Origin of the sequence: Brachybacterium timonense, assembly GCF_900258505.1 — a bacterium.
Lineage (GTDB): Bacteria > Actinomycetota > Actinomycetes > Actinomycetales > Dermabacteraceae > Brachybacterium > Brachybacterium timonense.
Genome location: NZ_LT984895.1, coordinates 1,276,903 through 1,299,602 on the forward strand (window position 1 = coordinate 1,276,903; position 22,700 = coordinate 1,299,602).

At 66.1% G+C, this 22,700-nt stretch carries 20 protein-coding genes and 1 pseudogene; 13 read left to right on the top strand and 8 right to left on the bottom strand.

The annotated features are described in order from the left end of the window. Positions 1 to 16 precede the first annotated feature (16 nt). From gcvP to dld, 4 genes are all read left to right on the top strand, one after another. Positions 17 to 2,992: an aminomethyl-transferring glycine dehydrogenase gene (gene gcvP, locus C8271_RS05565; RefSeq protein ID WP_106506470.1), complete on the top strand. Its 2,976-nt coding sequence runs from the start codon at positions 17 to 19 to the stop codon at positions 2,990 to 2,992. A 312-nt stretch (positions 2,993 to 3,304) separates the two neighbouring features. After that, positions 3,305 to 4,516, top strand: a complete 1,212-nt coding sequence (locus tag C8271_RS05570) for a cobalamin-independent methionine synthase II family protein (protein WP_106506471.1) — start codon at positions 3,305 to 3,307, stop codon at positions 4,514 to 4,516. Positions 4,517 to 4,657: 141 nt separating this feature from the next. Further along, entirely contained in the window at positions 4,658 to 5,803 is a 1,146-nt protein-coding gene (locus C8271_RS05575) for a glycosyltransferase family 4 protein (protein ID WP_106507906.1), read from the top strand. Between the two features lie 201 nt (positions 5,804 to 6,004). Further along, positions 6,005 to 7,717: a D-lactate dehydrogenase gene (dld, locus tag C8271_RS05580; RefSeq protein WP_106506472.1), complete on the top strand. Its 1,713-nt coding sequence runs from the start codon at positions 6,005 to 6,007 to the stop codon at positions 7,715 to 7,717. A gap of 45 nt (positions 7,718 to 7,762) precedes the next feature. Here the strand turns inward: dld and C8271_RS05585 are convergent, their stop codons facing one another. The 4 genes from C8271_RS05585 to C8271_RS05600 all read right to left on the bottom strand — a co-directional run bounded on the left by C8271_RS05585 (position 7,763) and on the right by C8271_RS05600 (position 11,518). Then, the gene (locus tag C8271_RS05585) at positions 7,763 to 8,029 is read right to left on the bottom strand and encodes a PQQ-binding-like beta-propeller repeat protein (RefSeq protein WP_106506473.1); all 267 of its coding nucleotides are present in this window, start codon (positions 8,027 to 8,029) and stop codon (positions 7,763 to 7,765) included. A 68-nt stretch (positions 8,030 to 8,097) separates the two neighbouring features. Next, positions 8,098 to 8,679: a hypothetical protein gene (locus C8271_RS05590; protein WP_106506474.1), complete on the bottom strand. Its 582-nt coding sequence runs from the start codon at positions 8,677 to 8,679 to the stop codon at positions 8,098 to 8,100. Beyond that, on the bottom strand, positions 8,676 to 9,995 hold the full coding sequence (locus tag C8271_RS05595; RefSeq protein WP_106506475.1) for an AAA family ATPase: 1,320 nt from the start codon (positions 9,993 to 9,995) through the stop codon (positions 8,676 to 8,678). Before C8271_RS05595 ends, C8271_RS05590 begins: the two co-directional genes overlap by 4 nt. Before the next feature lie 38 nt (positions 9,996 to 10,033). Further along, on the bottom strand, positions 10,034 to 11,518 hold the full coding sequence (locus tag C8271_RS05600; RefSeq protein WP_106506476.1) for a C69 family dipeptidase: 1,485 nt from the start codon (positions 11,516 to 11,518) through the stop codon (positions 10,034 to 10,036). A 129-nt stretch (positions 11,519 to 11,647) separates the two neighbouring features. Between C8271_RS05600 and C8271_RS13845 the strand changes: the two genes are divergently transcribed. Beyond that, complete coding sequence (locus tag C8271_RS13845; protein WP_170957811.1) at positions 11,648 to 11,788, top strand: hypothetical protein; 141 nt, start codon at positions 11,648 to 11,650, stop codon at positions 11,786 to 11,788. Between the two features lie 42 nt (positions 11,789 to 11,830). On the opposite strand, the gene C8271_RS14115 is transcribed toward C8271_RS13845, so the two are convergent. From C8271_RS14115 to C8271_RS05615, 3 genes are all read right to left on the bottom strand, one after another. Beyond that, positions 11,831 to 12,172, bottom strand: a complete 342-nt coding sequence (locus C8271_RS14115; protein ID WP_245920944.1) for a hypothetical protein — start codon at positions 12,170 to 12,172, stop codon at positions 11,831 to 11,833. A gap of 671 nt (positions 12,173 to 12,843) precedes the next feature. After that, complete coding sequence (locus C8271_RS05610) at positions 12,844 to 13,284, bottom strand: twin-arginine translocation signal domain-containing protein (RefSeq protein WP_106506477.1); 441 nt, start codon at positions 13,282 to 13,284, stop codon at positions 12,844 to 12,846. After that, a complete protein-coding gene (locus C8271_RS05615) occupies positions 13,281 to 13,937 on the bottom strand; it encodes a hypothetical protein (protein ID WP_106506478.1) in 657 nt (218 codons plus the stop codon). The genes C8271_RS05610 and C8271_RS05615 overlap by 4 nt, the downstream gene beginning before the upstream one ends. A 180-nt stretch (positions 13,938 to 14,117) precedes the next feature. Between C8271_RS05615 and C8271_RS05620 the strand changes: the two genes are divergently transcribed. Both C8271_RS05620 and C8271_RS14445 read left to right on the top strand, forming a co-directional pair. Next, positions 14,118 to 14,429, top strand: a complete 312-nt coding sequence (locus C8271_RS05620) for a transposase (protein ID WP_106506479.1) — start codon at positions 14,118 to 14,120, stop codon at positions 14,427 to 14,429. A 14-nt stretch (positions 14,430 to 14,443) separates the two neighbouring features. Continuing rightward, positions 14,444 to 15,154 carry an IS3 family transposase gene (locus tag C8271_RS14445; RefSeq protein ID WP_425428205.1) on the top strand — a complete coding sequence of 237 codons (711 nt, stop codon included), beginning with the start codon at positions 14,444 to 14,446 and terminating at the stop codon, positions 15,152 to 15,154. Here the strand turns inward: C8271_RS14445 and C8271_RS05630 are convergent. Next, complete coding sequence (locus C8271_RS05630) at positions 15,051 to 16,448, bottom strand: IS30 family transposase (RefSeq protein ID WP_425428177.1); 1,398 nt, start codon at positions 16,446 to 16,448, stop codon at positions 15,051 to 15,053. The genes C8271_RS14445 and C8271_RS05630 overlap by 104 nt on opposite strands. Here C8271_RS05630 and C8271_RS14450 point away from each other — a divergent pair. From C8271_RS14450 to C8271_RS05660, 6 genes and pseudogenes are all read left to right on the top strand, one after another. Beyond that, entirely contained in the window at positions 16,363 to 16,794 is a 432-nt protein-coding gene (locus tag C8271_RS14450) for an integrase core domain-containing protein (protein WP_425428186.1), read from the top strand. The two genes, C8271_RS05630 and C8271_RS14450, sit on opposite strands and share 86 nt — an antisense overlap. Before the next feature lie 25 nt (positions 16,795 to 16,819). After that, positions 16,820 to 17,426: pseudogene (locus C8271_RS05640) on the top strand (transposase family protein); the annotation flags it as partial. 241 nt (positions 17,427 to 17,667) lie between these two features. Then, a complete protein-coding gene (locus C8271_RS05645) occupies positions 17,668 to 18,447 on the top strand; it encodes a glycosyltransferase (protein ID WP_170957812.1) in 780 nt (259 codons plus the stop codon). Positions 18,448 to 18,517: 70 nt separating this feature from the next. Beyond that, positions 18,518 to 20,194, top strand: coding sequence for an ABC transporter transmembrane domain-containing protein (locus C8271_RS05650; RefSeq protein ID WP_106506482.1), 1,677 nt, complete (start codon positions 18,518 to 18,520; stop codon positions 20,192 to 20,194). 27 nt (positions 20,195 to 20,221) lie between these two features. Beyond that, positions 20,222 to 21,970 (top strand): ABC transporter ATP-binding protein, encoded by a 1,749-nt coding sequence (locus C8271_RS05655; protein WP_138774530.1) that lies wholly within the window; start codon positions 20,222 to 20,224, stop codon positions 21,968 to 21,970. Positions 21,971 to 22,252: 282 nt separating this feature from the next. Beyond that, positions 22,253 to 22,627: a nucleoside 2-deoxyribosyltransferase gene (locus C8271_RS05660; protein ID WP_138774531.1), complete on the top strand. Its 375-nt coding sequence runs from the start codon at positions 22,253 to 22,255 to the stop codon at positions 22,625 to 22,627. Positions 22,628 to 22,700: the final 73 nt, after the last annotated feature.

Consider the following 22,700-nt stretch of genomic DNA (forward strand, 5'->3'; position numbering starts at 1 on the left):
ACCGGTGACGCAGGGGATGACCGAACGCATCGACACTGCCAGCCCCGCCGATGATGCTGTGAACGGCCACGACTCGTTCGTGCGCCGCCACGTGGGCACCGGAGCGGACGCACAGCAGCACATGCTGGCGGAGCTCGGGCTGAAGGACCTTGACGAGCTGCTGCGCGCGGCCGTTCCGGGCACGATCCTGCTCGACTCCGATGCGGCTGGCGCGCTGCCGACAGGCATCAGTGAGAGCGCTGCCCTCGAGGAGCTGCGGGCGCTCGCCGATCGCAACACCGTGCGCCGTTCACTGATCGGGATGGGGTATTACGGCACCCACACCCCGGCGGTGATCCAGCGCAATGTGCTGGAGAATCCCGCCTGGTACACGGCCTATACGCCGTACCAGCCGGAGATCTCGCAAGGCCGTCTGGAGGCTCTGCTCACCTTCCAGACGATGGTGTGCGACCTGACCGGCATGGCGGTGTCCAACGCCTCCACGCTGGATGAGTCGACCTCGGCGGCGGAAGCGCTGATGCTCGCGCGGCGGCAGGCACGGCGCAAGGCACCCGTGTTCCTCGTCGATGCCGACACCCTTCCCTCCACGAAGGAGGTGCTCGCCGGCCGTGCTGCCGGGCTCGGCATCGAGTTGCGTGAGGTCGACTTCCGCACCGAGGGCATGCCCGATGTGGACTGCTTCGGTGTGCTCGTGCAGTACCCAGGCGCCTCCGGTCGGGTGTGGGATCCGAGCGCGGTGATCGCTGCAGCGAAGGAGTCCGGAGCAGTCACCGTGGTCAGCGCGGATCTACTGGCGCTGACAATGCTGCGCTCCCCGGGTGCTATGGGGGCTGATGTCACCGTCGGCACCACCCAGCGGTTCGGCATCCCCTTCGGCTTCGGTGGCCCCCACGCGGGCTTCGTGGCTGTGCGTGCAGGGCTCGAGCGGCAGTTGCCCGGTCGTCTGGTGGGCATCTCCAAGGACGCCGACGGCGATCCCGCTTTCCGGCTCTCCCTGCAGACCCGGGAACAGCACATCCGTCGAGAGAAAGCCACGAGCTCGATCACCACGGCGCAGGTGCTGCTCGCCGTCATGGCCGCGATGTACGCCGTGTACCACGGCCCGGACGGGCTCACCCGGATCGGCCGTCAGGTGGCCGACCGGACCGCGACCCTTGCCGCGCATCTGCGCGCCAGCGGATTCGAGCTGCTGGATGACGCCGTGTTCGACACTCTCGAGGTGCGCGTCACCGGCCGTGCCGCCGAGATCGCGGATGCGTTCGCCCAGGCGGGCTTCCTGCTGCACACCCCCGACGCGGACACGGTGCACCTGTCGCTGGATGAGACGGTGACCGAGGAGGACCTCTCCTCGATCGCCGCGGCGTTCGCGCCCTTCGCCCCGAAGCCGGGTGAGGAGCTCAGCCCGGTGAGCGCAGGGGAGAGCTGGGGAGGCCTTGTGCGGGACACCCCGTTCCTGCAGCATCCCGTGTTCTCCTCCTTCCACTCCGAGACCGCGATGATGCGTTACCTGCGCCGTCTCGCGGATAAGGACTTCGCGCTGGACCGTGGCATGATCCCGCTGGGCTCCTGCACGATGAAGCTGAACGCCGCCACCGAAATGGCCGGTATCACCTGGCCCGCGTTCAACGGCCCGCATCCCTTCGCGCCCGCGGAGGACGTTGCCGGATCGCTGGATCTGATCGAGCAGCTGGAACGCTGGCTGATCGAACTGACCGGGTACGACACCGTGTCCCTGCAGCCGAATGCCGGTTCGCAGGGCGAGTACGCGGGGCTCGCGGCGATCCGCGCCTACCACGCCTCGCGCGGGGAGAGCGGGCGCGATGTGTGCCTGGTGCCATCCTCGGCGCACGGTACGAATGCCGCGTCCGCTGTGAACGCCGGACTGCGGGTGGTGGTGGTCGACTCTGATGCCCACGGCAACATCGACCTCGACGATCTCAAGCAGAAGATCAAGGATCACGGGGATGAACTCGCCGCGATCATGATCACCTACCCGTCCACGCATGGCGTGTACGAGGAGGAGGTCCGCACCGTGTGCGAGCTCGTGCACGATGCGGGCGGCCAGGTGTATGTCGACGGTGCGAACCTCAACGCGCTGCTGGAGGTGGCACGTCCCGGCGAGTTCGGCGGCGACGTCTCCCACCTGAACCTCCACAAGACGTTCTGCATCCCGCACGGTGGCGGCGGGCCAGGCGTCGGCCCCGTGGCTGCGAAGGCGCATCTGGCACCGTTCCTGCCGGGCCATCCGATGATCCAACGACCGGAGCATCCGCTTGCGGGCGCCGACGGCGTGGTGCACGGCGGTGCACCGGTGTCGCAGGCGCCCTACGGTTCGGCATCGATCCTGCCGATCACGTGGACGTACATCCGCCTGATGGGCGCGGAGGGGCTGCGTCACGCCACCGCCTCCGCGGTGCTCGCGGCGAACTATGTCTCCTATCGCCTGCGGGACGTGTTCCCCACCCTGTACACGGGGGAGAGCGGCTACGTGGCGCACGAATGCATCCTGGACCTGCGGCCATTCACGGCCCGCACTGGTATCACGGTGGACGATGTGGCCAAGCGCCTGATCGACTACGGCTTCCATGCGCCCACGATGTCGTTCCCCGTGGCGGGCACACTCATGGTCGAGCCCACGGAGTCCGAGGACCTGATGGAGCTGGATCGCTTCTGTGACGCCATGGAGATGATCGCGAAGGAGGCGGAGGACGTGCTCGCCGGAGCCTGGCCTGCGGATGACAACCCGCTGGTCAACGCCCCGCACACGGCGCGTTCGGTGACGCTCGACGAGTGGGCCCACCCCTACTCGCGTCAGATCGCCGCCTACCCGGGTGTGCAGGCATCGAAGGATGCGGAGAATTCCCGTGACGGCTCGCGCCTGCACACCTCCGAGGCGATGCGCATCCAGTCGAAATACTGGCCGCCGGTGCGCCGCATTGAACAGGCGTGGGGCGATAGGAACCTCACGGCCGTGTGGCCTCGCGAGGACTGAACGGGACGACTCCCTGATTGGTGATGGCCGGGATTGGTGCACAGCGCATCAGTCCCGGCCATCGGCCTGTCGGAAGATGTGTGGAGCCATCGACGGCGCACCATCAGTTCGTGCCGGTCGAGCAGTTCGCGCCGGTCGAGGTGCAGCGGACAGGATGCGTGCTGCGTTCGAGGGCGCGCCGTTCGGTGATGCGCGGCGCGTTGCCGTGTTCATGCAGTGTCACGGAGGGGCGCATCGCGGCGCGCGGCCTTCTAGTCTGCACAGCACGATGACCACCGCCGAGGAACGGCCAACCACCCGGAAAGGCGCACCATGTCCACGATTCTCACCACCCACGCCGGATCCCTGCCACGCCCCGCAGAGCTCATCGAGGCCAATGCCGCCCGCCCCGTCGATGACACCGGCCTCGCCCCGGTTCTCGCCGATGACTTCACGGAGGTGCTGCGCACAAGCGTGGAGCGCGTCGTGCAGCGACAGCAGGACCTCGGCATCGACCTGCCCAACGATGGCGAGTACGGGCATCTCATGGCGTCCGCCGTGAACTACGGCTCCTGGTGGACGTACATCTTCGATCGCGTCGGCGGCCTGGAGCTGACCGGTGAGGACATCCGCACCACGAAGGCGGTGCGCTCCGAGCCCGGCCAGGTGCGCCTGACCTCGTTCCCGGACCGACGCGACTGGCAGCGTTTCCAGACCGCTTACAACGATCCCGATTCCGGTATCAGCCTGGGGGAGCAGAAGGTGTTCCCCGCCGCCACGGGGGCGATCTCCTTCACGGATCTTGGCCAGAAGCTCATCGGCCTGGACATCGCTCATCTGCAGGCCGCCCTGGACAAGAGCGGCTACCAGCAGGGATTCCTCAACTCCGTCTCGCCGGGGACTGGCTCCCGTATCGTTGACAACCATTACGGCGATGTCGACGAGTTCCTCGAAGCCTGGGTACAGACCCTGCGCCCGGAGTACCAGGCGATCGCCGAGGCTGGTCTGACCGTGCAGATCGATGCGCCGGAGCTGGCCGAGAACTGGGACCAGATCAACCCTGAGCCCACTATCGAGGACTACCTGGCTTTCACCGCCAAGCGCGTGGAGGCGATCAACCGCGCGATCGAGGGGATCCCTGCCGAGCAGGTGCGGCTGCACCTGTGCTGGGGTTCGTGGCACGGCCCCCACACCACTGACTTCCCGCTGGCAAAGCTCGCCCCCGTGGTGCTGCAGGCGAACGCGAAGTACCTGAGCTTCGAGGCGGGCAATGTGCGTCACGAGCATGAGTGGACCGTGTGGGAGCAGGTCGAGCTGCCCGCCGACAAGGTGCTTGTGCCCGGCGTCGTCTCCCACGCCACGAACGTTGTGGAGCACCCTGATCTGGTCGCTCAGCGGCTCGAGCGTTTCGCTCGTATCGTCGGTGCTGAGCGCGTGATCGGGTCCACCGACTGTGGCCTGGGCGGGCGCATCCACGCCGATATCGCCTGGGCGAAGCTCGAGTCACTGACCGCGGGCGCGCGCCTGGTGACCGGCGAGCACTGACCCTTTGTTCTCGTGCTGGGGCTGGCGGGCATTGCTCGTCGGCCCCAGCAGACCCTGAGGGACGAAGAGTTCACTTGGGTGTCGACGACACGACACGCGGGCGTGCAACCTCGGCCAGAGCCATGGAGGACAGTGGAGCGCGTGAGGATCCTTTTCGTTGCCGAGTCCTTTCTTCCGCATATGAACGGGGTCACCAACTCGGTGCTCCGTGTCGCCGACCATTTCGCCGCCGCCGGTGATGACCTCGGGATCATCGCCCCGCAGCAGCCGCGGGCCGACAAGTTCCTGCGCACAGCCTGCGGCCGCAAGGTGCGCGTGCGCCGCATCCCGTCGGTGCCGCTGGCCGGCTACCCGGATGTGCGCATCGCCACCACGAGCGCTACGTCGCTGCGCCGACGGATCGCGGAGTTCCAGCCCGACGTGGTCCATCTGGCCTCACCCACGGTGCTCGGCGGTCGCGCCGTCGTAGCGGCGCAGAAGGAGAAGGTGCCCACCGTCGCCGTGTACCAGACGGATATCCCGGGCTACACCGCGAAGTACGGCATGCCGTTCCTGGAGGCCGCCACCTGGCAGCTGCTCAAGGACGTCCACAATCGCGCCACGTTGACGCTCGCACCGTCCACGGCCACGCGCGACCAGCTGGTGGAGCACGGTATCGAACGGGTGAACCTGTGGCGTCGCGGCGTGGACACGTCACTGTTCTCCCCGTCGCTGCGCAGCGCGAAGCTTCGCGCCAAGTATGCCGATGACGGCGAGAAGCTCGTGGTGTATGCGGGGCGGCTAGCCCCGGAGAAGCAGGTCGCCGATCTGCGCATCATTCACGACATGCCGGGCGTTCGCCTGCTCATCATCGGCGACGGCCCCGAGAAGGACGCCCTGCGCAGGGCGATGCCGCGTGCCCGCTTCGCCGGGTTCCGCTCCGGCACAGACCTCGCCACCCACGTGGCCAGTGCCGACCTGTTCATCCACCCCGGGGAATTGGAGACCTTCGGACAGACCATCCAGGAGGCCATGGCCTCCGGTCTGCCGGTGGTCGCGCCGCGCCGTGGCGGCCCGGTCGACCTGGTGGCGCCCAGTCGCACCGGCTGGCTCTACACCCCGGGCATGCTCGATGAGCTGCGGGAGTGCGCCGCCGATCTGTTGTTCGACGACGCCAAGCGTGAGGCCTTCGGCAAGGCGGCGCTGGAGTCCGTGCGCAAGCGCACCTGGCCGGTGCTCGCCGAGCAGCTGCGCGGCTACTACCAGCAGGCGATCACCGCTGAACAGGGCGTGCACGCCCACCGCTGAGCGGCGGGGGCCTCACCGGCGGCAGTGAAGGGGCGGGGCGCATCTCCATCGGGTGCGGGCGGAGCCGCGGGAGGGCGGTGCCCGCGTCGATCCGCCCGCCCCGCGTGTGACGCTCGCAGCTGACTACGCTGTCGAGGGGGCTGCGATGGCCCCGAGCACGGCAGCGTGCTCGCAGCACCAGAGGCGAAGGAACAGCCGCATATGCGCACACTGAAGAACGAGCGATCGGCCCAGGCCGTTGAGGCCTTCACCCGGATCATGGGGCGCAAGCACGTGCTCACCTCGGCGCGTGCCACCGCGCCGTTCACCACGGGTGACCGCTTCGGCGCCGGTGAGGTGCTCGCCGTGCTGCGGCCCGGCTCGCTGGTGGACATGTGGCGGGCCCTGCAGGTGTGCGTGGACCACGATCTGATCGTCATCACGCAGGCCGCGAACACGGGGCTCACCGGCGGATCCGGCCCCGGCGACCAGGACTACGACCGCGACATCGTCATCCTCTCCACTCTGCGGATCGACGGGATCCACCTCATCAACGATGCCCGCGAGGCGATCAGCCTGGCCGGCGCCACCCTGTTCTCGCTCGAGGAGAAGCTCGCCGCGCACGGCCGTGAGCCGCACTCGGTGATCGGCTCGAGCTCCATCGGCGCGAGTGTCGTCGGCGGCATCGCGAACAACTCCGGCGGCTCCCAGATGCGCAAGGGCCCCGCTTACACGGAGCAGGCGATCTTCGCGCGCGTCGATGAGGACGGCCGGATCCACCTGGTGAACCACCTCGGGATCGATCTGGGCACCGACCCCACCCACATCCTCGACCGGCTCGAGCGCGGGGACTGGGACGCCGCCGATGTCACCCCGCCGCCGCCGGACTCCACCGGCACCGACTACGCCGACCACGTGCGCCAGCTGGTCGACACCCCGGCGCGCTTCAACGCCGACCCGACCTTCCTCCACGAGGCCTCCGGCTGCGCCGGCAAGATCATGGTGTTCGCCGTGCGCACCCGCACCTTCCCGCTCGAGAAGGACAAGGCCACCTTCTACATCGGCACCGACCGGCCTTCCGATCTCGAGTCGCTGCGCCGCCGCATCCTCGCTGCCGACGGTCCGCTGCCGATCTCCGGCGAGTACATGAGCTCCCACGCCTTCGACCTTGCGACCGAGTACGGCAAGGACACCTACGTCTCCCTCAAGCACGCCGGCTCCCGCACCCTGGTGAAGATGTTCGCGCTGAAATCCTGGGCGAACGGCGTGTTCGCGAAGCTGCCAGGCTGTGGTCCCTCCACCGCCGATGCGATCTCCCAGAAGCTCTTCTCCGTGGTGCCGGAGAAGATCCCGCCACGGCTCACCGACTTCCGTGACCGTTTCGACCATCACCTGCTGCTGGTGGTCAGCGGCGGTGAGCGTGCGGCGACCGCCCAGCTGCTCCGTGGGTTCTTCGCGGAGCAGGAGCACGAGGGTGCGTTCTTCGAGTGCGACGCCGACGAGGCTCAGAGCGCGACCCTGATCCGCTTCGGCGTGGCCAGCGCCGCGAGCCGCTACTACGTCATGCACCGGGCCGAGGCCTCTGCGATGGTCACCTTCGACGTCGCCTTGCGCCGGGACGACGACGACTGGCTGGAGCGTCTGCCCGAGGAGATCTCCGATCAGCTGCTCGAGAGCGTCTACTTCGGGCACTTCTTCTGCCACGTGCTGCACCAGGACCATGTGGCGAAGAAGGGCGTGGACCCGGTCGCGCTCAAGCAGCGGATGACGCAGCTGCTGGTGGACCGTGGGGCTGCGGTCCCGGCCGAGCACAACTACGGGCGCATCTACTCCGCTCCCGAGCACCTCGTCGACCACTACCGCGAGCTGGATCCGCTCAACATGTTCAACGCCGGGGTGGGGGAGACGTCGGCGAAGAAGGGGTGGGGTTNATGAAAACCGCGACCCACGCGATCTACCCCGGGTGTGTCGGTGGAAGGGTCAAATGTGTAAAAGAGACCGCACCGCCCCCGCGAAGTCGCCGAACACGATGAGGTCCCCGAACGCGGCGCCGGGGGCGAGCACCGGCGCGGTCGACAGGCGCACCAGCTGCTCGACCTCGCCCGAGTCGAGGTCCACGGCGCTGAGCAGCCCCGAGTGGCTCGCGACGTACACGATCCCGTCCACGAGCACGAAGCCCTCGTCCAGCACCCGCTCCGCCGTCTCGTGCCGGGCGATCTCGGTGCCGTCGGCGGGATCGATCTGCATTGTTCATCCTCATGCAGCGCCGGGTGATCGAGGGGCTCGCGCACTCGGGGCTGAAGGGGTGAGGAGCGTCAGCTGGCTGCTCGGAGGAATATCGTCTCGACCTCCTGCAGCTCAGGGCAGAGCTGCCTGACCCGGCTGTAGGCGGCTCCGGCGAGGCGACCGATGTGCTCACGGCCCCGCCCCGGGCCGCGGTGGACACCCATGGCTTCGGCGACCGGATCGAAGTACGCCTCCTTGGGGTCGCGGTGAGCGCGGACCGTCGCCCAGGAGTCCGAGAGCAGGGAACGGTCGCAGCCGGCGAGCCCCCACACCTCAAGCTCCTGATGGGCGGTGCGGCCGTCGACGTGCTGCGCGCTGCGGATCCTCTCCGAGGCGTTCTGCACCGTCGAGCTCAGACGGACGTCGTTGCTCTCGCTGCCATCACGATCGATGCAGTACAGGAAGAGGTCGGCGGTGCCATAGCGACGCGCCACCTGCTCGAAGAAGGGCATCGTGAGGACGGTGTCGATGCCTCGCGGGTGAGGTCTGGAGACCATGCGCAGCGTGGCATTCGGCTTGCCGACGTGCGCCAGCGCTGCTTTCAGCACGGGAGCAAGGATGTAGGAGTCCAGACGGTTGTCCTCAGGGATCACGACGACGTTGAAACTCACTGCGCCTCCTCGGGACTGGCATCACCCGTCAGGGCGGCGATGTCCTCGAACCAGCCGTCGCTCATCAGATCGGAGAGATCATCCTGATCGATGACCTCGGTGATGCTCTTCTCGCTCTTGACGTCCCATGCGCTGCTGTTCCCGTCCTGGGACCGCGCGATGAGCACGGGGCGGGCGTTCTCCGCGTGGTACCCGTGCTCGAGAAGCTGCGGGGAGTGGGAGGTGGCGATCACCTGGGCCGCGCTCTCGCGAACGCTGGTCTCGATGAGGTCGAGCAGAAGATCCACCCGATGAGGGTGGATGCCGTTCTCCAGCTCCTCGAAGAAGAGCACCCGGGGCGAGGATTCGTGGAGCATGGCCGCGACCATCGCGAGGAAGCGGACGGTGCCATCGGATGCGGAAGTCAACGGCGTCTCGTTCCCGTTGCCCTCGAGGAGCACGGCGAGCGTGTTGCCGTTCAGGTCGTCCTCGAAGCGGAGGTCCACTGCATCCATCGGGGTGAGGGCGCGGATCCAGGAGGTGAGGACTTCTCGCGCCGTCTCGGTCTCGGAGAGGGCGGCGAGCACGGAGGACAGGTTGTCGCCGCGGTCGCCGAGCGTGGTGATGCCGCGCTGGCTGCTGCGGCGCGCTGCATCCGGATCGAGATCGAGGAATCGCATCGCTCCGAGGAACTGTTGGGCGCGTCGTGCGGCGTCCCGGTTGCTCTGAGACGTGGCACCCGGCTCCAGCACCTGAGTGAGCAGCGGGCGATCGGTGAGAAATATCTGCTCGGGAGGCCGGCCGCCGCGCGAACGCACTCGGGCCTTGAGGGTGCGTCGTGCGGCTCCGGCACCTAGACCGATCCCCTCAGGATGGGTCTCGAAGACATACTTCGACTTCTCCCACAGAGCCTCGCCGACGATGGCGGGCGCGTTGCCGGTGGCCTCGATCGAGATCCGGTACCTCATCGGGATGCTCTTGGCGGGGTCGGAGCTGCTGGGGACGGTGAACTCAGCGTCGATCTCGAACGTGCCGTCGTCGGCGCCATAGCGGACTGCCTGGCCGGCGCCGCCGCGTACCCCGGTCCACACCCGCACGCCGCCCTCGGCCCATTTCTCCCCGAGGATCTCGGCGACCGAATAGCCGCGCCCTACGCCATGAAGGATCCGCAGGGCATCGCGGACGTTCGACTTTCCGCTCGCGTTGGACCCGATCAGGAGCGTGAACGGGTCCAAAGCGAAGGAAGTGTCCCCGAAGCTCTTGAAGTTCTGGAGCCGGAGCTTGGTGAACATTGGGAATACCTCGCGGATCTGCGCCTTTGATGTCTGAGCTCGCATGCTGCTCTCACCGCGAGTCTAGGGGACCTGCCTCGACCTCACTCGTCCGAGAGGTGGAACCCGTTAGTCATGCGGTCGCTCGCAGTGAACAGCACCTGCCCCAGCAGCGCCGCGGTCGCCTCCCGGATCTTCTCGGCGATCTCGGTGTTCGCCGCCTCGAGCAGGGCAGGGACCTCTGCGGCCGAACCGGCCCCGGCGGCCTGCCTGTCGGCCTCGTGCACGGCGGCGCGGTCGAGCGCCTGGGTGCGCTGCTGGTAGCGCTCGATCAGCGGGATCACATGATGGTAGTGCGGGTCGGCGAGGGCGGCGAGCATCCGGCAGCTCCAGTAGAAGCTGTCAGTGCTGACCGTCCTGTCGGTGGTGGTGAGGTATTCGGGCGCCGCGTCGACGTTCGTGAACATCGGCACCAGCGTGGTGAAGGGGAGCGAGGCGAAGCCGATCCACTGCAGGCCCCGATGCGACTCGGGCAGGTCGGGGCGGATCTGCAGGATCGCGAGCGCGTTATGGCGGTTGATGCCGATGGGGCGGAAGGCGCGCCGCTCCGCAACTGTGCCGCGCGGCGAGTAGGGGTCGTAGACGGTGCCCTGGTAGTGGGAGCTGAGCACGTCCTTCACGTCCTCGACCGTGAGGAGGCGTTCGGGGCGCCGGCTCCACGGGAGATCGTCGGAGTCCGGGCTCGCGCCGGGACGGCCCGCATCCCAGTCCTCGGCGTGCGGGCTGAGGGTACGCTGCATGTACCAGGCGCGGGGCGTGTTGTAGACGTGGTCGTGCTCGGTGTGGGACCCGAACGCCTCACGCGGGGTGAACACGTCCGCGCCCTGCCCGTCCTCGCGCAGGGTGAGGTCGAGGTGATGCTCGGCGAGGAAGGCGCGCAGGTCAGGGCTCGCCAGATGGTCTCGGCCGGGCCCTTCGGCGTCGGCGAGGTCGAAGGAGTCGAGGCCCAGCTGGTTCGGGACGGTCGCGTAGTGGTCCTCGGGTACGCGCCGTGCGATCCAGTGATGCCCGCCGACGGTCTCGAGCCACCAGATGTCCTCGGCGTCGCCGAACGCGATCCCGTTCATCTCGTAGGTGCCGTGCTCCTCCAGCAGCGCGCCGAGCCGCTGGACGCCCTCGCGGGCTGAGCGGATGTAGGGCAGAACGAGGGTCAGGAAGTCCTCCTCGCCGAAGCCGCCGGGCGTCTCGCCGTCCCGCACCACCAGCGGGTCCGCGCCGAGCACGCGCGGGTTCGAGGTGAGGGTCTCGGTCGCGCTCATCGCGACGTTCGCGGCGTTGATCCCGGCGCAGCCCCAGAACCCCTCGTCGGGCAGGGCGTTGGGGACGGCGGTGTATCGCAGCGGCTCCTCGGGCAGCTCGATCGTGCGCCCGCCAAGCACGGACGTGTAGGTGCGGGGCTGGTCCTCGGGCCGCACCACCACGACCCGCTTCGGATCGAAGCTCCCGGCTGAGGAGTCCTCGGTGCGGGCGATGAGCGGGGAGCCGTCGGCGCTCGCACGGCGGCCGACGAGCAGGGTGGTGCAGGGCATGGGCGGGTGACTCCTGGGGTGCGGGGACGGTGTGCGTTATCCACCGTAGACCTGCTCCCGGCATAGGGTGGCCCGCGCCATGGTGCCGCGTCCGGCGGCGCCGATCCGTCGTGGGGGAGCGGAGCAGCGATGGGACGGCGAAGCAAGGGACGAGCACGATTCTCCCGGAGCGAACGGACGTCCCTGTTCCTGGAGCTGTTCGACCTCATCGCGGGCGTGGCGCAGCTCCTGTGGCGCCTGCCGTTACTGATCCTGCGCCTGTTCAGCTGAGCGCGCAGAGTCGCGGGGTAGTGCGCACAGCGGGCCAGCCCGTCAGGCGCTGCCCTCCGACAGGCTCGCCGCCAGCAGCCAGTCCGCGCCGAGCAGCTGCGCGACGTCGGTGAGGCTCTCGGTGTCTCCGCCGACGGTGTCGGAGGCGGCGATCCGCTCCACCATCACCTTGGAGACCTGCTCCTCGCCCGTGTTCTCGGCGTAGGCAATGTGCCTAGGGGAGACCTGGTGGTCGCGATGGGTGCGTCCGGTAACCTGCCGACCTGCGATGCCGGGGAAGCGAGCCCGGTGGAACACACCGACGCGCGGCACCGTGCTCGCCCGCCGCCCACCGGGAAGCATCTCGCCGGTGTGGAGGCTGATCGAGGCGACGGTGGTGAACACGCACACCTTCGCCTCCCCGGTCCGGAAGCGCAGCCGCTCGGCCTCGATGTCGAAGCGGTCCCGGCCAAAGATCGTCGCGGCTTCGATCCCTGAGTCCCGCAGGCGCTAAGTGATCGGATCGCCGCCGGCCGGTCCGCGACCACCAGCACTCGCTCCGCGCCGCGCAGGTCGCCGACGGCGCTCGCGCCGAGTACGGCGGAGATCGTCTTGCCGACGCCCGGCTCGTTGGCCAGCAGGAACATCCGCCCGCCCACCGCCGCGCGGGCCGCGATCGCGTCGGCTGCCTCGTACTGGTTCTGCCGAGGCTCGAAGCCCTCGGTCGGCTCGGGGACCGGCGCGAGGGAGTCGGGGTTGTGGAGATGCTCCAGGAAACGGCCGAGGGTGTGCGGGCCGGGGGAGTAGGGCTTGAGGTGGTCCGGCAGCGTGCGTCCGACGTGGACGTGCATCTTTACCGCCGGATGCCAGGAGGCGCCTTCCACCAGCGTGCCGTAGGGGACGTCGAGGCTCCACAGCCGCTCGCCGGGACCGACGAAGGGAAGCTCGCGCGGGGCGTGGCGGGAGGAGCCCCCGGAGCGGCGGCGCGAAGACCTGCGGCGGCGGGTGGTGGTGGAGCGGCGGGAGGTGGGCACTCGTCGAGGTTGTCGGGGCGGACGAGCTGGGCGGTGCGGCGCTCAGCGCCCCGTGCGCCGCACCGCCACGTGCACCTCAGGGTTCTCGCCTTGTCCGACCACCACGACGAACGCCACACTGCCTTCAACGCCAGAGGCCAACCTGTCGCCCTGTTTCTGTACGCCGGGTCCGAGCCGCTCGACCGCCGTGGCCATGTCGTCCTTGTAGGCCTCGGACTGGATTCCGCTGTCGAAGTTCTCGGCGATCCAGGCCTCGACCTCCTCGCTCGGACCGGAGAAGGTGACGACCTTGCTCCACTTCTCGCCATCCTTCAGCTTTCCGTCCGTCACGGCCGTCTCCACTGTCGGTGCGCTGAATCCGGCGGCGGAGAGGATCTCGTCGGCGTCCATCGGGGTGTCCTCCTTCGACACGGGGCCGCAGGAGCTCAGGAAGGCACCTGCAGCAGTGACGGCGGTGAGGTGCAGGAAGCGGCGCCGGCTCACAGGACGCTTCCCTCGGTGTGCTGGGAGGAGGACTCGCCGAGGAGGTTGTACTCGCGTGCAATGCCGGCACGGTGCATCGCCGCAAGGCTCTCATCGGTGACCCGGATCGGGCCGGTCTGGGTCGACTTGCCGCCGTCCCAGTTGTATCGATCGCGGAAGTTGACCTGCGTGTCGACCTCGTAGCGCGCCTTCTGCGCGAACGCCGGCTGATCGGCGATCAGGTCGTCCACGTCGGCGTCGTAGTCCTCGGCGGTGTTGTCGAGGAAGTGGTCCAGATGCTCGACGGGACCGGGCGTCCCGTACTGGGCATTCGGGCTCTCTTCGTCCGGGTCGTAGGACTCATCGCCGTCGTTGCGCGGGGTGTTCTCACGTCCCTCTCCCCGCCGACCGCTGCGCTCATCCCCGCGGTTGTCCCAGCAGCCGAGGGCGTTCGACGACATCAGGCCGTCTGTGTGGAGCGCGTCCACCGACGGGCGCACCGTCGCGGAGTAGTGGGTGCGGAAGGAGTCCGCGTCGGGTCCTGACCAGTGCGAGCGGTTCAGGACGATGCCGTCCAGCGCGATGAACAGTTCTTCGTGACTGAGCGCGTGCGCCGAGAACAAGGTCCCCGTCTCTCGCAGCTGGTCCGTCGGGGCGCCCCAGAAAGGTGCCATGGTTCGCCGCCTCCGGCCTATGGCTGTCGAATACAGGTCCACGATAGGAGGACAAGGCGGGGCTGCGCGAGGGGGAGGTCTCCCCATCCCGGCATCTCATGCCGGCATCGAAGGTGCCGTGGTCAAGTCCCTTGAAGCGTCCTGGGTTTCGTTCCGAGTCTCAGCAAGGAGAATCGGAGTATGCCCAAGAAGTTCAGTCCAGAGCTGCGTGACCGCGCCGTGCGGATGGTCTACGACCGTCAAGCCCGCGAGGGCGGTCCCCGTGCAGCATCGATCCGTGCGGTCGCCCCGCAGCTCGGTGTCGGCGAGGAGACGCTACGGATCTGGTGCAACCGCTACGGCCCCACCGAACCAGCCGGCCCAGCAGAGCCGCTCGAGGAGGAGAACCGTCGGCTCAAGCGTGAGCTTGCCGAAGCCCGGCGCGCTAACGAGATCCTGAAAGCCGCCTCGGCGTTTTTCGCAGCGGAACTCGACCGCCCCACAACGAAATGATCGCTTTCATCGACATGCATCGCGGTCAGTTCGGGGCCTGGGCCATCTGCCGCACCCTGCGTGCGACAGAGTGTGGGTTCATCACCTCCCGCGGATACCGTGCTTCCAAGAACAGGAAGGCTTCCGCACGCAGCGTTCGGGACGAGATCCTCATAGAGGAGGTGCAGCGGATTCACCAGGAGAACTACAGCGTCTACGGGGTGCGGAAGATGTGGCACGCCATGCGGCACGCGGGATGGGACGTGGGCCGAGACCAGGTGGCGAGGCTGATGAAGATTGCAGGCCTTCAGGGCGTTCGCCGAGGTCGCAAGCCCGTTACCACGCGTCCCACGGCCGGAGAGGATCAGCGTCCCGACCTTGTGGAACGGAGGTTCGTTGCGGACCGACCGCAGCAGCTCTGGGTTGCCGATATTACCTATGTCCGGATACTCACCGGATTCTGCTACGTCGCGTTCATCACCGATGTCTTCAGTCGCAGAATCGTCGGTTGGGCGGTTGCGGCCACCCTCCACACGGAGCAGCTGCCATTGCTCGCACTGGAACACGCGCTCCTCGCCACCGGGGCGAGCAGGAATGGAAGCGGACTGATCCATCACTCCGACCGGGGCAGTCAAGGCGGATTCAATCGGTGGTTGCAACACCGGTGTTGTCGAGTGAGTGTAGCTGGTCGGCGAAGACCTCAGCGGGAGTTCTCCAGCCGAGGACTTTCCGGGGGCGGTTGTTGAGCGTGTATGCGACGGCTTCGAGCTCCAGTGCGCTCCAGCGTGTGAGATCTGTGCCTTTCGGGAAGTACTGACGCAGAACCCCGTTCGTGTTCTCGTTCGTCGGGCGCTGCCACGGCGAGTGGGGGTCGGCGAAGTACACCTGAGTGCCCGTCTCGAGCGAGAATTGCGCGTGATCGGAGAGCTCTTTGCCACGGTCCCAGGTCAGCGTCTTGCGTAATTGGGCCGGCAGGTTCGTGATTGACGAGGTCAGCGCCTGGGCCATCGCGCCGGCCCCGTAGCCAGCCAGGGCCGGACCGTTCTTCTCTCGGGGCTGCTGGCCGTAGCCAGGCAGGCGGGGCAGGTGCACCAGTATCGTCGTGCGGCTGCTGCGTTCGACGAGGGTGCCGATCGCAGATCGGTTCGTGCCGATGATCAAGTCGCCTTCCCAATGGCCTGGCACCGCCCGGTCAGCGGCTTCGGCCGGCCGCTGGGAGATGACGACGTCGGCAGTGACGTGCCCCTGGGGCTTATTCCGCGTCCTTGCTCTGGGCTTGCGCAGTGATCGACCGGTCCGCAACGCGGCGACAAGTTCACGCCTGAGCGCTCCGCGCCCTTCGATGTAGAGGGCCTGGTATATCGCTTCGTGACTGATCCGCATGCTCTCATCATCGGGGAACTCGACCTTGACTCGCTGAGCGATCTGCTCCGGGCTCCACGCCAGAGACCACTTCCGGTCGCCCCGGCGCGGCTTGTTCCGGCCCTTCCACTCCGCCACCTTGGGTCCGTCGACACAAGTTCCGTCGGGCAAGCGCAGGCACCCGTCCAGGCGCTGTTGAACGTACTCGCGCAATCTTGGGTTGCTTACGAGCTTCGCGGTCTTCGGGCGACGGGCAAGCAGTTCGGCCTTCCACTGTGCGACCGAAGCCCGATACTCGAGCTTCCCACCCCGAGTCGCCGCATTCCGGCGGAGCTCTCGTGAGATCGTCGAGGCATCCCGGCCGAGCCTGCGTGCGATCTCGCGGACACCAAGACCACCGGAGTGCATCAGCGCGATTTCTTCACGCTCGGCGAATGACAGGTACCGTCCACCTGGCGGGGACAACGTGATCGTCGGCATGCCGCCACCTTGACGGAACCAGCGGGCCCCGACCGCGGGTGACACGCCGATCGCCGCCGCCGCATCCTCGGACGAGGCCCCACTGGCGATCCGCACCCAGAACTCTCGCTCGATGCTCCGCCTGCTCGATGGGGCCCCGGGCGAGATCATCGGATTCCTTCCCGTGAGCTCCTTCAACCATCCCGCTGGACGACCCATGACCACCCTCTCTGACAGGGTGTTGCAACGACCAGTTGAATCCGCCCAATACATCTCTCTCGCCTACTCAGACGCTCTTCTTGCCGCAGGTGTGAAAGCGTCTGTCGGCACCGTCGGCGATAGCTACGATAACGCGCTGGCCGAGACCGTGAACGGCCTCTACAAGGCGGAGCTGGTCTACTCCAAGCGGATCTGGGAGTCGGTCAGCGAGGTCGAGCTTGCCACGATGGGATGGGTCCACTGGTGGAACACGGCCCGGCTCCACGAAGCTCTCGACTACCGCACCCCAGCAAGCGTCGAAGCGTCCTACACTCACCCCACGACGACCGCGCCCGCGACCGTCTAACCACCGAACGAAACCCAGGGCGCTTCACCGACCGGCCCGGCTGCCGGTCTGGGCACTCGAGCTGATCGAGCAGTGGCGACGAACGAAGAAGTGGTCCGCCCGCAGGATCGCCGGTGAACTCGCCGACGGCCACGGCATGAGGTGCTGCGTGCGGACGGTGACGCGCTGGCTGGATCAGTTGGGCCTGAATCGGATCCGAGACACCACCCCGGACGGGCAGGACCTCCGTCAACCCGGGAAGATCAACGCCCGCTATCCCGGGAACACGGTCCACATGGACGTCAAGAAGATCGGCACGCTCCGTGACGGCGGCGGCTGGTGGGCCCACGGCCGCGGCTCCGCCCAGGACAAGAAGAAGCACGCCCATCGGATCGGCTACACTTACCTCCACTCGATGATCGACGGGTTCTCCCGCCTGGCCTACACCGAAGCACTCGAGGACGAGAAAGCAGTCACGACGATCGGCTTCTTCCATCGGGCCCAGGTGTTCTTCGCCGCGCACGGCATCACGCGGATCTCCCGCCTGGTCACCGACAACGACGCGAACCACACAGCGACGGCATACCCGTTCGACCTGCGCGTTCATCGGCCGACACCAGCGACTACACCCTCAACCGCGATGGGCCGGGAAACGTCCGCTCGACGCCCTGGCACGACACGACCTGCCTGGTGAGAAGACCTCAGCCAACATGAGGGTTGGCGTGCTACTTGCATTGCGGTACCGTGCAACGGAGGTGATTGCAAAGGAGCCCACATGCTTTCGTTGCCCTCCCACGTCCCACCTGCCCGATACGTGGTAAGTCAAATCGACCAGTGCATCGACGCCTTACTGGACGGATCGAGGGCGTCAGAATGAAGTTAATTGAGAGCATAATGCAGACATGGAAGGCCGAAGAGCTGCCCGGCCAGTATAGGTCGGCTGTTGACACGTGGAAGTTGAAACACCCATCTTGGGATCATCGCCTAATCGACGACACGGCGCTCCTTGCGTGGCTTGACAATCATGATCGTCAATTCGGGTTTATCAAGGAACGGCTCCAGCCTTTTGTTCGGGTCGCTGACCTGTTTGAGTACGCTTGGTTGTTTGAGTACGGCGGGCTCTTCGTGGACCTTGATTTCGTCGCAGTCCGTGCGCTCGATCCGCTGATCCTATCAGTGGACGGTGAAGTACTCCTGGGGACCGTTGAGATGCCTAATTTGCGACTTCGGCCGAGGAATCGGGTTCCGAACGCGTTCATGTACTCGGCGGTCCGCGGACACGAACTCTGGGCAGTGGCATTGTTCCTGGCCAGCCAACGGAAGGAAGAACAGTGGCCGGAAAAAGCTTCGGGCCCGATGCTCCTTTTGGATGCCGTCGAATGGCTGGAGCGACAGCATTCCCGGGAGCAGTCCGGCGAGCAATCGAAGGCATTTGACGAGTGGTGTGATCGTCATGCGGTTCACCCGACGAGTTCTGGCCCAGTGACCCTGCTCCCACCGCGATACCTGTACCCAGTGTCATGGGGACTCGATGGTCATGCCGACCGCCTCGACCAGCTGCGTACGATCGAGGACTTCCGCCAGCAGGACTGGGTCGAGTACTTCGGCGACGAGGACACGCACGCGTTTACATTCTGGGCGCACAGCTGGGGAGACCAAGTCGAGGGCGCTTGACAACGATGCTCGAGGTAGTCATCCCTATAGCTGCGGGTACCGTCGCGTGCTGGGAGGGAGGTGAAACGTCATGCGGCAGCTCCCATTAACGCGTCTCGGTGAACCGAACACGTCCTCACCGCGTTCCCTCCTGCTGTGGCTGATGGGCCAGCAGGGGATCATATTTGCCGGTGCCGTGCTCATGGCCGTGATCTGGATGTGCGCCGGGGCGCTCATACCCGCGGCGCTGGGTAACGCGATCGATCGTGGGGTCGCACAGGACGACGGCACTGCACTTCTCCGTTCCTGTGCTGCATTACTAGCGCTCGGTGTCGTCGAAGCCGGCTCGCACATTGCTCGGCACCGGCTGTCGATGCAGAACTCACTCGGCGCGAGCACCCGATTGCTGCAGCTGCTCTCGTCGCGACAACTGGACGATCGGGAGGGCTGGCGTAATGACGCCCGATTGAGCGACAATGACGCCACGTCGATCACAACCACAGACCTAGACCGCATCGGCATCGCCATCGACGGGAGCGCGAGGGTTGTCGGCGCACTGCTTGCACTCGCGATCGTTGCGGTCGTGGTCTTCAACATGTCCGTTACGCTCGGGCTGATCGTCCTGTTCGGTGCACCGCTCATGATCCTCTCGCTGACACCGCTCCTCCGTCCGCTGCGCCGTCGACAGCAGGTGTACCGCTCGTATATCGACAAGGTAACGATGCTCGGGAACGATCTTGCAGACGGGCTGCGGGCGCTACAGGGGGTTGGTGGCGAGCAGGTCTTCGCGGAGCGGTACGGGCGTTCCTCCCAGGAGTTGCGGCGGGCGGGACTCAAAGCGTCCAAGATCGAGACAGTGATCGGCACCGCCGAGATTTTCTTGCCAGGATTGTTCGTCGTAGTCCTCGTGTGGGTCGGCGCGCACCTGTTGCTCGCTGGCCAGATCACCGCCGGCAACCTCGTCGCGTTCTACGCCTACGCGGCTTTCATCGCGACACCGATCGGCATCGCCGCCAGCTTCCTCGACCAGTGGTCAAGGGGCCTCGTCGCCGCTGAACGCATCAATGCCGCACTGCACCTGCTCAACCCGACCGGCTTCTCCAGCAGTCCGAACGCAGCCACAGGTGCTGTCGGTCGAGGCGAGCGCTTTGGCGTTCGCGGGGTCAAGTTGGCCACCCCGAGAACGTTCACAGTGATCGCGCCCAGCACACCGGATCAGGCACTCGCCGTTGGTCGCGCTGTGGAAGAGCAAGCCCGCCTGAGCGACTATGCCCCCCGGCCGACATTGCTCACCCATTCGGGTCTCCGATTGTTCGCTGGACCCCTCCGGCCGCAACTCGATCCCGGGGGAACACGCTCGGACGCCGAGATCTTCGCCGCCCTCGAAGCAGCCGCAGCGACGGACATCCTCGAGCGGCGCGGGGAGGGGCTCAACCTGGTCCTGCAGGAACGAGGATCAAACCTTTCCGGTGGTGAGCGCCAGCGAATCCTGATTGCTCAGGCGCTATTGACCGACTCCGATTTCCTTATCATGGTCAACCCCTCTTCAGCGGTCGACGCGACAACCGAGTCATTGGTCGCTCGGCGCGTACGGGAGTTCCGCCGTGGGCGCACGACGGTCATCGTCGGCATGAGCCCACCCCTCCTTGCAGTGGCGGACGAGGTCCTGTTCATCCGCAGCGACGGCGAGCGAGCAGTTCGTGGATCTCACGAGGGATTACTGCGTAATGACGCCGATTATCGGTCACTTATTCGGCGGGAGGAGTAGCCAGTGCGTTATAAGGAAGCACAGGGCATGCACACGAATGCGCTACCCGTAGCTGGCCGCCAAGAGACACTGCGCTACGGGATTGAGCTATTCATGCGTCGTCGGCGGGCACTTGTCGTGCTAGTCGCATTCACCGCACTTTCCGTCGGAGCCGCACTAGTCATCCCGAGAATCGTGGGCGCTCTGATCGACGGCGCCTCCCAGGGGCGGGATGCCGATTTTGTGGACAGTCTCGGCATCTGGCTTTTCATCGTCCTTCTAGGACAGGCCGCAGCATTCGCGGTGGCGCGGGCGACCTCGTGGAGGCTCGGGGAAGACGTATTTGCACAGTTGCGCGAGGAGTTCGTGGGCAGCGCACTTCGGGCAAACGTTACTAAAATTGAACGAGCTGGCTCCGGAGACCTTTCCACACGAATGATACGGGATGTCGCTAACCTGGACCGCTGTATCCGATTCGGAATCCCCGAGACCCTCACCGCGATAACGTCGCTCGTCCTCACGACCGGAGCGCTGATCATCCTATCGCCTATTCTGGCGCTCGCCTCGCTTGCCGTCGTGCCGGTCGTGGTGGTGAGCACGCGTTGGTACTTGCAGCGAGCGCCGTCCGCATACCTTCGGGAGAATGCGGCATTTTCCCGGATGAACGCATCTTTCAAGGAAACTGCGGTCAACCTTGAGGCCGCACACGTAATGGGACAACGAGGTGCACGAAGCGTCCACTTGCTGAATGCTATCCGCGATGTCTTTTCGATCAAGCGGTACACACTGTTCCTGAGGACAGTGTGGTATCCAACGGTCGACATTGGGTACCTTATACCCCTAGTCGGCGTCATACTTCTAGGCGGCCACCTATACTCCCAAGGGAATACGACGCTTGGTGTCGTAAGCGCAGCCGCGATTTACACACAACGCCTTGTCGCGCCCGTGGACAAGCTATTGTGGTGGTTGGAGTCGCTGCAGGTGGGGACCGCCTCGTTGGCACGACTCCGTGGTGTCCGCCAGGCGGAGATGACACACGGGACGGAGAACAGGCGACCGCCGGACTACCGCCTCGAGTGCCAGATCGACCGCTACGGGTACCCTGGCGGACAGACCGCTATCCGGGCAGTCACGCTCGCCGTACCGCAGGGTCAACGCGTCGCGCTCGTCGGGCCGAGCGGCTCGGGAAAGTCGACGCTGGCGAAATTGCTAGCCGGCTTCGACTCGGCAGGCGCGGGCGCGGTTCGCATCGGTGGCGTAGACGTGACCGACTACTCGCCCGCTACTCTTCGTAGATTCTCCATTATCGTCACGCAGGAGAGCCACGTCTTCACCGGGTCAATCCGCGACAACTTGGTGATGACGGCGCGGGAGATGCCCTCCGATGAAGAGATTGTCGCCGCCCTGGATCTGGTTGAGGCGCATTGGGTATATCAATTGGCCGATGGCATGGATGAGAACATTTCTATCGGCGGTCTAGAACTTCTAGCGGGACAGAAACAACAGATTGCTCTCGCGCGAGCTATCCTTTCTCAGCCACGAATACTTATACTCGACGAAGCCACTTCGGATCTGCCGGCACGTCTGGCCCGTAGGGTCGAAAAGGCACTGATGGACGCATTGAGCGGCGTCACGATCATCTCAGTCGCACATCGTCTCCACACTGCGGAAGAGGCGGAGCGGGTTTTGGTGATGTCGGACGGTGTTGTCGCGCAGGACGGAGATTGGGCGACCCTTTCGCAAAGCGATGGTCTCTTTCGGGAGATGTGGATCGCGTACCACGTCAATGATCTATAGGAAGGCGGCGTAGCGCACTCGATGGCAAGAGGTTTCTCGCGACTTTGGCTATTATGAAGGAGTACAAGAATGCAGGAGAACCAAGAAAATCACCCTGCGATCTTCGTCGGAGGTCCCATACAGCACGCGATGGATCGCGATTCGTTTAATACGGAGCTGCGTCGACTTATTTCGGCAGTGATCACAGAACTCGGTGGCCGTGGAGTGCGTGTCTTTTCTGCACACGTAGCCGAAGAATTTGGTGCCGCCGATCAATCGTAATTCACTCCAGCCTCGGTATCGTTGCGCGACTGGGCCTGGATGGAAGAATGTGATGTCTACGTCGCGCTGTGGCCGACCAACGCCGAGGGAGAGTTGATCCAGAGCGCAGGGACTGCCATCGAGTTGGGTTGGGCGTCCGCCATGGGTAAATCCATGGTCATTGCACTCAATGACGACACGCCCGATCAGTACAGCCACCTCGTCCACGGGCTGACGAACCTGGCGGACGTCGCGTACGTCTCCCTCGCCGGAGCGCAGACCAACCTCGCCGCGACGGTCGCATCGATCGTCGATCAGGCCCTCGTGCAGCTCGAAGCCCGGTTGACGGCCAAGTTGGCCACAGCGGCACCCGGCGCTCTTTGCTCCGAGAGTCGAACTGTCGCCAATCTGGCGTAGTCTGCGGGGCACCCAAAGCCTGTGAGGCACCGCACACTTGGGGCAAAGGCGCGTGGTGATCAGACTGGATCTG